The sequence below is a fragment of the Bernardetia sp. Wsw4-3y2 genome, assembly GCF_037126295.1.
In the GTDB taxonomy this organism is placed as follows: domain Bacteria; phylum Bacteroidota; class Bacteroidia; order Cytophagales; family Bernardetiaceae; genus Bernardetia.
Genome location: NZ_CP147018.1, coordinates 290208 through 302802, shown reverse-complemented (window position 1 = coordinate 302802; position 12595 = coordinate 290208). Strand labels below are relative to the sequence as shown.

Below are 12595 nucleotides of genomic sequence, written 5' to 3'. Positions count from 1 at the left end.
CTGTTTCAAATTATGAAATATAATATACATACGCTAACACTTCAAGAACACTTTGATTTTCTCAATCAAGAACGAAAAGACCCAATTACAGGGGATTTGATAAAAGAAAATGATAAAGTTGTTTTTTGTGCTTCTTGTAAATCTGCTTTTTTGAAAGAAAGTTGGGAGTATATAGGAAACAGACATTGTGAGCAAAGTCAGACTTTAACAGTTATTCCTAAAAATAAAACTTTAGTATTAAATTATGATGCACCAAACTATTTTAAAATAAAAGAAAAAGAACCTAAGTCTAGTATAATTATAGCTATCATTTTAGCGATTTTATCTGTCTATACATTGGATTTTTTATTTAGTGGCTACTTTAAATACATTTGTATTGTGTTTGCCATACTAATAACATTAATATATTTATCATCTTCATTTTTTTCCTTAAATGAAATAATTATAGGATATTCTGAATTAAGACTAGTAAAAGGTTGGGATTTAAAAGATGATATTCCTTATAAGAATATTACACAAATTATATTTTTAGTGAAAAAAATTAGCGAAAATAACGACAACCTTCATTCTAATTTCCATATTATAGGAGATGATTTGCCTGAGACAGTTTTAGAACCAATATTTATTTCTATAAATTATATTGATTTTAATGAGCAACAAGGATTTATAAAATTAATATCTGAGCTTTCAAAGAAAACAAAAGTAGTTTTTAAAATTGATTCTTCTCTTCAAAACTACATTGCATATAAAAATATTGCTGCGCCAATAGAATGGGTTTAAAAAATATAAAACATAAATAGAATTAAAGGGTTAATATTTGAGGGCATTAATTATAAATTGATAAACTTTATTTATATTTGCCTTATATTTAAAGGTCATTTTTTTAGAAAATCAACTTTATTTATAGAATTGATGCAAAAAACCAATTCAACAATAGTTTTAATTTAACACCTTATTCTCTCAAAATTTCTATTTATGTCACATATTCGTTTTGAAGCATTAAAAGATGCCAAAAATCGCCCAGAAGTAAAAGTAACTCCACCATCTAATCGTATCTCTGATTACTTTGGAGTAAATGTTTTTAATGACAAAGCAATGCAACGCTATTTGTCTTCTACAACATACAAAAACCTAAAAACAGCCGTCGAAAAAAGTCAAAAAATAGACACTCGTCTTGCTGATGCTGTGGCTTCTGGAATGAAAGCATGGGCAATCGAAAATGGTGTTACGCATTATACACACTGGTTTCAGCCATTGCGTGGCACAAGTGCAGAAAAACATGATTCTTTTTTCCGTCCGAATGCAGAAGGAACTCCTTTAGAAGAATTTAAAGGTTCTACACTTGTTCAGCAAGAACCTGATGCATCTTCTTTTCCTAGTGGTGGACTTCGTGTAACTTTTGAAGCTCGTGGTTATACAGCTTGGGATCCTTCTTCTCCTGCTTTTATTGTAGAGAGTGGAGGAGGAAAAACACTTTGTATTCCTTCGCTTTTTGTATCTTATACAGGCGAGGCACTAGACCACAAAACACCTTTGATTCGTTCTATTGACTTACTGAATCGTGCTGCCACTAATGTTTGTCGTCTTTTTGATAGAAATGTAAATAAAGTTACAATTACTTTGGGTGTTGAGCAAGAATTTTTTGTAGTGGATAAAGCACTATTCTATGCTCGTCATGATTTAATGCTTGGTGGTCGTACTGTTTTGAGTCATGCACCAGCTCGTGGTCAGCAATTAGATGATCATTATTTTGGTTCGATTCCTTCAAGAGTAAAAGCATTTATGCAAGACTTCGAAATTGAATCATTAAAATTAGGTATTCCAATTACTACTCGTCATAATGAAGTTGCACCTGCACAGTTTGAATGTGCGCCACAATTTGAGGAAGTAAACGTAGCTGTCGATCACAATATGGTTTTGATGGATGTAATGAGCAGAGTGGCAGAACGTCATAACTTGAAAGTTCTTTTCCATGAAAAGCCATTTCAAGGTGTAAACGGAAGTGGAAAACACAACAACTGGGCTTTAAGTACAGATACAGGTAAAAATTTATTAGCTCCTTCTAATAAGCCAAAAGAAAATTTACAGTTTTTAGCCTTTTTTGTAAATACAATTAAAGCTGTTCACGAACATGCCGATTTGCTTCGTGCAAGTATTGCTTCTGACTCAAATGATTATCGTTTGGGTGCAAATGAAGCACCTCCAGCAATTATTTCTGTTTTTGTAGGTTCACAACTTGATAAAGTATTGAACGAATTAGAAGAAAATGCAAAAGTAGAAGTTGGTAAAGGAGACAATATGTATATCAAGTTAGGAATTGATAAAATTCCACCAATTTTGTTAGACAATACAGACAGAAATCGTACTTCACCTTTTGCTTTTACAGGAAATAAATTCGAATTCCGTGCTGTTGGTTCTACTGCCAACTGTTCACTTCCTATGATGGTTTTGAATACGGCAGTTGCTGATCAACTTGTAAAATTCCATGATGAAGTAGAAAAAGCAGAAGCAAATGGAGAAAAAAGAGAATTAGCTATCGTTAATGTTCTTCGTCGTTATATCAAAGAATCAAAAGCAATTCGTTTTGAAGGCAATAATTATAGTGATGAGTGGGCAGAAGAAGCTAAAAAACGAGGTCTTTCTAATTTAAGAACGACTCCAGAAGCTCTTACAGCTAATCTTACTAAAAAAGGAAGAAAATTATTTACAGATAATGCTATCTTGACAGAACAAGAAATTGAAGCACGTCAAGAAATTCATTTAGAAAATTACTTGCACCAAGTTCAGATTGAATCTCGTTTGATAGGTGACTTGACAATAAATCATGTCATTCCTTCTGCTATGAAATATTTGGGAGAACTTACCGAAACAATCCATAAAATGCAAAAAATTGGTTTGGGTGATGATTTAGAAATGATAACAGATACAGCTCGTAGAATTGCTAAACATGTCAATAAAGCTACCAACCTCGTTAAAGAAATGATAAACGAACGCAAGAAAGCAAACCTACTAGAGCCAACAGAAGGAGCAGATGCTTATTGCAACAAAATAAAGCCTTATTTTGATAAAATTCGTTATGAAACTGATAAATTAGAGCAGTTTGTCGATGATGAAATGTGGCAACTTCCTAAATATCGTGAACTTTTGTTTGTGAGGTAACTCTTTGTTTATGTGTTTTTAAATATCTACATTCAGAGTAAGAGACAAAAAAAGGAATTTGATAAAAAATATCAAATTCCTTTTTTTTATTCGAAAATAGTCCGAATTTTACATTTTTATTTCTATTTTAAAAATAAAAATTTTAAACAACTATCTATATACCTTACATCATTTATGCAACCATTAGTTTCTGCAAGTAGAGAAGAATTAGATATCGAACTTTTAGTCAAAGAAGGAAACATTCCTACTGATATTTTTGGACATATATTTGTCAATTCTTCTGTTGGTTCAGTAAACTCTAATGGTCTGCCCTATCCAAAAACTACTTCTGATGGAAAAGCAAATTCAGAATATGGAAGTCCTATTCTGAATGGAGATAGTATGGTTTTTCGTTTTGATTTTGATAAAACAGGAAAAGTAACAGTCAAATCTCGCTTACTCAAACCACCTTCTTATTACGCAGATTTGGCTTCAAAGCAAGGTACAGCAAGAAATAAAAAATATGGTTTTTCAAATATGGGCATTTCTCGTATTTCCTTCGAACTAGGTGCAAGAAATTTATTAAGTACAGCCATTACACCTTTCAAAACAAAAAATGAAGATTGTATTAGAATGCTTGCCACTTCAGATTTGGGACGACCTTTTGAAATTGATATAAATACATTAAAAGTCATTACTCCTATTGGAACAAATGAGCAATGGCAAGCCAAAAATGTTCCTTTTATAGATTGGATTTTTCCTATTCATCAAACTAGCGCACATCCTAGTTTTGACCCAATTACAAAAGAAATATTTACAGTCAATTATGTAAAAGGTTCGAAAAATGCTGCTTCCCTGATTCGGATTGGTGAAGGCTTGATTCAAAAAAGAACATCTATCAAAAATCATTTCAAACATGCAGTTTTGAGAGCAAATCAAGTTTCAAAAAATGAAATTTATAGCTATTTTACCAAACTTCATAGCAAAGCTAATTATAATCAAAATAGAGTAAATATAGATGACGAAATTAGCTTTGTTCAAAAGACTTCCACTTGGATTAAAAATAGATTCAAAAATCTAACAAATTTAAAAACAACAACAGAACCCATTTTATACCTTATGAAATGGGAAGGAGATGAAGCAATACACACTTGGAAACTTACACAAGAAGACGGAACACCTATTAATATTCTTCAATGTATGCACCAAACTAGTCTAAGTAAAGATTATATTTTATTGATTGATGCCTCTTTTAAGGTAGGATTGGATGTTCTGATGAATAATCCATTTCCTCAAAATCCAAATTTTAATAAAATATTGCGTGAACTTGTCGCCAGCAAACAACTTCCTTATACCAAAATGTATATTGTCAGAAGGCAAGATTTGACAGAAGATATTGATACTGTAAAAGTAAAACAATTTCACATTCCACTTGAAACCATACATTTCACAACTAATTATGAAAATCCAAATGGACAAATAACCTTTTATACTGCAAATAATGCAGGGGCATGCTTGTCTGAATGGGTTCGTTATTATGATAAAATTGTAAACTTTCCAAAAGATACTCCTATTGAAGAAGGAACAGCAGGTATTTTAGCTGTTGGAGAAATGGATATAGCAAGAATGGGAAAGTTTGTGATTGATGTAGAAAATGAAAAATTTATCAAAAAAGAACTCTATCACAATATTGGAAATATCAAACAAGAAAAAGATACAGAACAACCTCAAAAAGTAGGCGCACATACTTGGGGAGTGGGTTTATATACCCATAGAGATATTATTTCTGAGTCTGTTCCTCATTCCAAAATACAACATATTTATTGGCAATGTTCTGGAATAGAACATCGCCGACTTACCCGTTTTGTCTATAATTCTTATAAAAATTATCCAAATAGAATTGTTCCTTTAAAAGACATAGAAAATTATACCTTACAAGAAATTCCTGCAACGCTTACTTGTTTGGATACTGACAAGATGGAAATAATAGATTTTTATGAATTCCCTAAAAACTATGAAATTCGTTCTTTACAATTTATACCTCGCAAAGAAACAAAAGCAGATTCTGACAAATCAATATCACCTTCTATTGATGGCTATATTTTTTGTATGATGGTAAATGGCAAAGGACAAAAACCAGATACAAATTATGAACGTGAAATTTGGATTTTTGATGCTGCTAATCTGAAAAAAGGAGCTATTTGTATTTTACATCATCCTTCACTTATCTATTTTTTTACTTTACATTCTGCTTGGATTCCTTATTTAGAAAAACGAAAATCTGATTATCAAGTAAATCTAAGACGAGATTATCAAAGTCAAATAGAAAAGTTAAGTTCAAAGAAAAAAAGAAAAGAATTACACAAATTTATGAATGAACATGTTTTTCCATTTTTTGAGTAAAATAAATTCAATAAACAAGGAATTTGATAAAATTTTATCAAATTCCTGTTTGTTTTATATTACAATTTCACACTCTAAAGAGTATTCTACATAATGATTTACCAACTAATTTTTTCTTTATTCAAAAATGCACCAATTCCTTTTTTACAATCTTCTGTCATTCTTGCTTTTGCATTAAGTTCGGCAGCATAACGAAGCGCATCTGGAATCGTTTTTTCCTGTACATCCAAAATAGCCTGTTTTGTTAATTTCATTGCTTCGCCAGAATTTGTATCACACATATTCTGACAAAAATCTAAAACAGTTTGTTCTAAATTTTCAGCTTCTACAATTTCGGTAACAATTCCGTACTGTTCGGCTTTTTCGGCTTTAATAAGATTACCAGAAATAAGTAAATGTCTTGCACGAGCTTCTCCGATTTTACGAATCAGAAAATACATCACAATCGCAGGAACAAAACCAATTTTTACTTCTGTATAGCCATATTTTGCCTTTGGAACAGAAAAAGCAAAATCACAAACTGACACTAAACCACAACCACCAGCCAACGCATGACCTTGCACCTGTGCAACAGTAGGCTTTGAAAGCATATAAATCTGTTCATACAAATCTTTCAAAGAAGAAGAATCACCTAAATTTTCTTGATAAGAATTTGTCTGGAGTGTCTGTAAATACCCCAAATCTGCACCTGCACAAAAAACATCACCATTTGCCTTCAAAACTATAACTTTTACAGTTGAGTCATTTTCAGCTTTCGAAAAGTTACTTTTTAGTTCTTCTACCAATTCATCACTAAAGGCATTTCTTTTTTCTGGACGATTGAGTGTAATAAAAGCAATTCGGTTTTTGACTTCGTAGTTGGTGTACATTTTTTTTGAAATATGTGTGTTTTTGAAATTATTGAAGGATTAAAGATAAAATGAATTTTAGTTTAATCAAAAAGATTGCATCAAAAACCCTAAGGGTCTTCGAAGTCCCTTAGGGTTTGATATTATGAATTACAGAAAATTTAAACAGTTTCTAAATCACCTTGAACAATAACTTCAATTTTATTTCCCTCTTCATCTTCGACTGCATCTTTTTCTACTTTCAAGTTATCGATAATAAACTCTTGACGTTCACGAGTATTTTTGCCCATATAATAAGTCAGAAGATCTGAAATAGAAGTTGATTTATTCAAAATTACAGGTTGAAGCCTCATATTTTCATCTATAAACTGTCCAAATTCGTCAGGTGAAATCTCTCCCAAACCTTTGAATCGTGTAATTTCGGCTTGTTTGCCTAATTTATTTATAGCCGTTTGTTTTTCTTCTTCTGAATAACAATAGATAGTTTCCTTTTTATTTCGAACTCTAAATAATGGTGTTTCTAAAATATGTAAATGTCCTTTTTTTACTAAATCAGGGAAGAAATGTAAAAAGAAAGTCATCATAAGTAGTCGAATGTGCATTCCATCAATATCGGCATCCGTTGCCAAAACAATTCTATTAAAACGAAGTCCATCTAATCCATCTTCAATATTTAAAGCATGGAAAAGAAGATTAAATTCTTCATTTTCATAAACTACTTTTTTGGTCTGACTAAAACAATTCAATGGCTTTCCACGAAGTGAAAAAACAGCTTGTGTCTGTACATTTCTAGCTTTGGTAAGACTTCCACTTGCCGAATCTCCCTCGGTAATAAAAATAGTTGTCTGTCTTTTTATTTCCTCATCGCCTTTGTTGTCGTCAAAATGAACACGACAATCACGCAATTTTTTATTGTGAACACTTGCTTTCTTTGCTCTTTCATTAGCAATTTTCTTAATACCTGAAATTTCTTTGCGTTCTCTTTCAGATTGCAAAATTCGCTTCAAAATAGCATCTGCAACCGTTGGATTTTTATGTAGATAATTATCTAGTTCTTTTCTAAGAAAATCATTAATGAAATGACGTACACTAGGTGAATTTGAATCTGGAGAAATATTTTGAGAGCCTAATTTTGTCTTAGTTTGAGATTCAAAAACAGGTTCTTGAACTTTTATTGCAATTGCACCAGCTATTGACTGACGAATATCTGAGGCATCAAAGTTTTTACCATAAAAATCACGAATTGTCTTTACTATCGCCTCTCTAAAAGCTGCTAAATGCGTTCCTCCTTGTGTAGTATATTGTCCGTTTACAAACGAATAATAATCTTCTCCATAATCGTTGGTATGACTAAAGGCAACTTCAATATCTTCTCCTTTTAAATGAATAATTGGATAACGTAATGACTCTTCATTTACTTTTCTCATCAAAAGGTCATACAAACCTTTGTTAGAATAGAAATTTTTGCCGTTATAGTTTATTGTCAATCCTGCATTCAGAAAGGCATAATTCCAAATTTGTTCTTCCAAATATTCAGGAATAAAACGATAATTTTTGAAAATAGAATTATCAGGTTCAAAAACTACAAATGTTCCATTTTTTGCATTTTCATCTACAATAGGCAAATCATTTTTCAAAACTCCTTGATGAAATTCAGCCACTTTTGACTTTCCTTCTCGGGTAGATTTTACACTAAAATGCGTAGAAAGGGCATTGACAGCCTTTGTACCAACCCCATTCAGACCAACAGATTTTTTAAATGCTTCTGAATCATATTTTGCACCTGTATTAATTTTGGAGACACAATCAATGACTTTTCCGAGTGGAATTCCACGCCCAAAATCACGAACTGAAACTCTATGATCTTCAATTTTGATTTCGATGCGCTTTCCATGTCCCATCACAAATTCGTCAATACAGTTATCGACTACTTCTTTTACAAGAACATAGATTCCATCATCTTGTGCCGAACCATCACCCAATTTTCCGATATACATACCTGGGCGAAGACGAATGTGTTCACGCCAATCTAGTGAACGTATACTGTCTTCATTATAAGTCGAATTTCCAGTAGAAGGTGTATTTTGAGCCATATTTATATATAAATTTCTATATTTTATCTTTAGTTTGTTATATTTATTCTTGTTAGAAGAGAATGAAATCTCTTTTTTACTTAATAAATCAAATACTTTGCAAAGATGATTAATTTTTGAGTAAAATCAGATTTAAAAAAAATATTCTTGAATTCCTTTACAAAAATGCTAATTAATTTAGCAAAAAGCAAATTTAATTTATTTAGTAATAAGTTTTAGACTGATTCTACTTGTCTATACAAAAACAAATTCAAATAAAAATGGTCTTATAATTTTTATTCCATAAAACTTATCACGGTTTATATTAAGGTAGTTCAGACTTCCAGTCTGAACATCAGAAACAGTATTTTATCAAATTCAACAGTCTTCCAGACTGTTATACAAAAATAACCGTGATGACCTTTTATGTAGAAAACCAATTTAAGACAACTACTTTTCATAAAAAATTTCGTGCTTAGAGTAATAGATTCAAACCTAAATTAAAAATTTCATCAGTCAGAAAATTAATTTGACCGAAAAACCACTCAAAAAACACAATGTAATTTTTATTCTCAAATAAAACACTTAAATTTGCATTAACAACCTACCACACAAATAAAACTTATTGATTATTATTTTGCTTGAAATCTATTTTTTTGAGTAATTTTTAACAAAAAAGATTTTAAAACTGTTGATTGTTAAAACAAAATACACAACTAACACAAAAAATAATTATAATGAATCATTCTAATATCAAAAGAAAATTCAAACTTACAGCTTTGCAATGGTCAGCTCTTGTAATATTACCTTTGTTTATTTTTGCTCTTTTTATGAAGGTACAAGAAAGACAAGAAACTGAAAATTCTTCTGATAAACTTATTCATACCAAAAATTCTGAACCGAAAAACTATATGATTCAAACTGTTTCTCAACCTGTTATTCATACTCCAGAAAGCATAGGTAGTTCTGATTCTCCTAAATAAATACTTCCTCCACAACTATTTTTTGTTGCTCCTGTAACTGAGGCTAATGTATTTGTTTCTTCTCTCAACCTCAAAACTCCCAAAAAGGCAAAAATTAGAGCTTCTTTGTAAGCGATAAGTGTTTTATCTCCTTTTACTATTTCAATTTTTGGTAATAATTGCTCCAAATAACTGATTAATAAATCATTATAAGCTCCTCCTCCTGTAATCAATACTTTCTTTTTTGATTTTGATAGGCTGTTTAACTCAATTTTTTTGATGCTTTCTGCAATTTGGAAAGCTGAATGATAGGTACAAGTATGTAATAAATCTTTAATTATTATCTCTTCTATTTTGTTTGTATTTGAAATTTGTGATTCTAATAAAGGAAAGACAAACTCTTCTACCCACTCTCTACCCAAAGATTTAGGATAATCCTCTTTATAAAAATCTAACGCATTTAACTTTTGAAGTGCTTTTTCATTGATTTTTCCTTCTTTTGCTAAATTTCCTCCTTTATCATACTCAAAACCTATTTTGTTCGAAAGATAATTTAGCACCATATTACAAGGACAGATATCGAAAGCAAAACGAGAATTTATACTCTTTTCATGCTCATTGCTATTCTTATTAAAAGAAACATTTGCTATTCCTCCCAAATTCAGACAAAAATCATAATCAGAAAAAAGAAGCTCATCACCTATCGGAACAAGTGGCGCACCTTGTCCACCTAAAGCAACATCTGTTTGGCGAAAATCACAGACTGTTGTGAAACCAGTTTTTGCTGCTAACATAGCTCCATTTCCTATTTGAAATGTAAAACCAAATTCTTCACTCACTTGATTTCTTCTATCATTCTTTATCAATGGCTGATGAAAAATAGTATGTCCGTGTGAAGAAATACAATCTAAAGAAGACAAATCAAACCTATCACTTTGTAAAACAAATTTATTTATATTTTCTATTAAAAAATGTGTCCATTCTGTTTCTAATCTTTTAAGTTCTAAGGCTGAGAGAAGATGTGCATTTTGTAATTTTTGTTTCCAAATTTGGTCATATTCTATAAATTCTGTTTTGATAATTTTGTAGTTCCATAAGGAAAGGTTGTTTTTTATCTGATTTTCAAACTGGCAGAGTGCAATATCAAGTCCATCTAATGAAGTACCAGACATAAGTCCGATACTATGATAAATATTTTTCATAATTAGTTTTGACATAGGAATAAGTCTATTTAATGACAGTAAAATTATAGTATATTCTAAAATAAAAAATTAAAATTTCAATAAAGTTGTTTGTTTGAGAGAATCTAAGTAATTTTTGGTACTAATTACAAAACAAGATGCTATTTTCTGTCTTAATATCTTTTATCTGTACTTCTGTCTATCAATCTTAATATAGCATTTAGGATTTTAGTTAAAGATTTTAATCAACAAATAAATGAAATCAACTTATCTACTACAAAGATTTTCTAAAATTTTAAATTTTAATAATTTATTCCATACAGTTGTAGTAAAACAAGTATTTTTTATACTTATTTTATTTTTTCTGGCAAATACAACTCTTTTTGGACAAGAACTCACTTCTTATGGAGTAACAGGACGAGGAGGAGTAGCTACTACTTTTGCAACTGACTATCAAGCTATTGGCGTTAATCCTGCTAATTTAGCTATTCGTAAAAGTTTTAGAGATCCCAAAATTACATTTGGCTTTTTAGAGGGGAATATTGGTTTTTATACAGAAAACGTAACATTTAGTCAGATTTTGAAGAGCTATTTTCCTAAAGCTTTTAATAATGGAAACAACTATCAACTTACTTATGCTGAGAAACAAAAAGCTGCAAAAGATTTGCCCAATGCTTCTCTTTCAACTACTATCAATGCTACTTTATTTGGCATGCATATTAGTTCTGAAAAACTAGGTGGTTTTGCATTTAGCATCCGTGATCGATTAGATTTCTATAGTAAAACTAATTCTACGCTTAGTGAAATTTTATTTTTGGGACAAAATGCTTCTTATTTTACGAATCTTTTGCTATCAAATGGACAAACTATTTCAAATAGTCAAGATTTATCTCAAGATATAAGAGATCAAGTTGTTTTTGGTTTTCGTCCAGAAAGCGAGTCACAAACCTATGGTGAAGTTATGAATAATTCTACTATTCAGATGCTTTGGACAAGAGAGTATAACTTTGCCTACGGAAAAAAAATAGTGGATAGTTATAATGTCCAAGTGTTTGCTGGTTTGGGAGTACGTTATATTAGTGGTATTACACTTATAGATTTGGAGTCACAAAATAATGTCTTTATTGGTGAAACCATTGCTTTATCGCCTTCTTTTCCGATAGAAGGTTTTGATATTCCTAGCCCAACTAATGTTGGCTATCAACCTAAAAATGGTTTTGCTCGTTTTGCTTTACCCAAACCTATTGGCAATGGTTACGGAATTGATTTAGGTCTTAATATAGTTATTAAAAGAAATTTATATCTAGGTGCTTCTCTTATTAATTATGGAAAAATGTCTTGGACAGGAAATGTATATAATATTACTGACGGAATCTTAGCACAAACACAAGGAACAGGTTTTGATAACTACAATTTTATTGCCTACTCTCCTGAAACATTTCAACTTGGAGGAGAAGGTTCTGCTTTATCTTGGGAAGGCAGCGAAAAATTTGATGATGAATTGCCTGCTATGTTGCGTGTAGGAGGAAGTTATGAATTTTTCAAAACAGCTCATTTAGGCTTTGATGTAGTTGTACCTCTTAATATAGATGCTCCTGGTAGTTTAGCGAGTAATTTATATGCTATTGGTGGCGATCTTCGTATAAACAAATTACTGACAATTTCTTCGGGACTAAGTACAGGAGGAAATCAAGATTTTAATCTTAATATTCCTTTTGGCTTAACCTATCATGCACGAAGAGGACATTATGAGGCAGGATTTAGTACACAAGATATTTCATCCTTTATTGGAGATATAGAAGGTGGTGGAAACAATATTTCATTTGCACTCGGCTTTCTACGTTTTAAGTTTTAAAACTAAGCAAGTATTTTTAACCCAATTGAAAATTAGATAGCATTTTATAATGCTAGAAAACAAAAAAGACGATGCCAAAATTAGCATCGTCTTTTTTTGTAAATAAGTAAATCTAAAAAAGATTTAGAAAAAAATC

Annotated in this window: 8 protein-coding genes; 5 read left to right on the top strand and 3 right to left on the bottom strand. The window is 30.9% G+C overall.

Annotation, left to right across the window (positions count from 1 at the left end; genetic code table 11):
• Positions 1 to 12 precede the first annotated feature (12 nt).
• The 3 genes from V9L05_RS22720 to V9L05_RS22710 all read left to right on the top strand — a co-directional run bounded on the left by V9L05_RS22720 (position 13) and on the right by V9L05_RS22710 (position 5541).
• The gene (locus tag V9L05_RS22720) at positions 13 to 780 is read left to right on the top strand and encodes a hypothetical protein (RefSeq protein ID WP_338815430.1); all 768 of its coding nucleotides are present in this window, start codon (positions 13 to 15) and stop codon (positions 778 to 780) included.
• 195 nt (positions 781 to 975) lie between these two features.
• Entirely contained in the window at positions 976 to 3159 is a 2184-nt protein-coding gene (locus tag V9L05_RS22715; protein WP_338815811.1) for a glutamine synthetase III, read from the top strand.
• Positions 3160 to 3333: 174 nt separating this feature from the next.
• The gene (locus V9L05_RS22710) at positions 3334 to 5541 is read left to right on the top strand and encodes a carotenoid oxygenase family protein (RefSeq protein ID WP_338815810.1); all 2208 of its coding nucleotides are present in this window, start codon (positions 3334 to 3336) and stop codon (positions 5539 to 5541) included.
• 98 nt (positions 5542 to 5639) lie between these two features.
• Here V9L05_RS22710 and V9L05_RS22705 read toward each other — a convergent pair whose 3' ends face one another.
• Together V9L05_RS22705 and V9L05_RS22700 are read right to left on the bottom strand one after the other, a co-directional pair.
• The gene (locus V9L05_RS22705) at positions 5640 to 6410 is read right to left on the bottom strand and encodes an enoyl-CoA hydratase-related protein (RefSeq protein ID WP_338815809.1); all 771 of its coding nucleotides are present in this window, start codon (positions 6408 to 6410) and stop codon (positions 5640 to 5642) included.
• Between the two features lie 140 nt (positions 6411 to 6550).
• Positions 6551 to 8482, bottom strand: coding sequence for a DNA topoisomerase IV subunit B (locus V9L05_RS22700; RefSeq protein ID WP_338815808.1), 1932 nt, complete (start codon positions 8480 to 8482; stop codon positions 6551 to 6553).
• Between the two features lie 716 nt (positions 8483 to 9198).
• On the opposite strand from V9L05_RS22700, the gene V9L05_RS22695 reads away from it, so the two are divergent.
• Positions 9199 to 9444 (top strand): hypothetical protein, encoded by a 246-nt coding sequence (locus V9L05_RS22695; RefSeq protein WP_338790955.1) that lies wholly within the window; start codon positions 9199 to 9201, stop codon positions 9442 to 9444.
• On the opposite strand, the gene V9L05_RS22690 is transcribed toward V9L05_RS22695, so the two are convergent.
• A complete protein-coding gene (locus V9L05_RS22690; protein ID WP_338815807.1) occupies positions 9402 to 10640 on the bottom strand; it encodes an anhydro-N-acetylmuramic acid kinase in 1239 nt (412 codons plus the stop codon). The genes V9L05_RS22695 and V9L05_RS22690 overlap by 43 nt on opposite strands.
• Before the next feature lie 220 nt (positions 10641 to 10860).
• Here V9L05_RS22690 and V9L05_RS22685 point away from each other — a divergent pair, with 220 nt between their 5' ends.
• A complete protein-coding gene (locus V9L05_RS22685) occupies positions 10861 to 12459 on the top strand; it encodes a DUF5723 family protein (RefSeq protein ID WP_338815806.1) in 1599 nt (532 codons plus the stop codon).
• Positions 12460 to 12595: the final 136 nt, after the last annotated feature.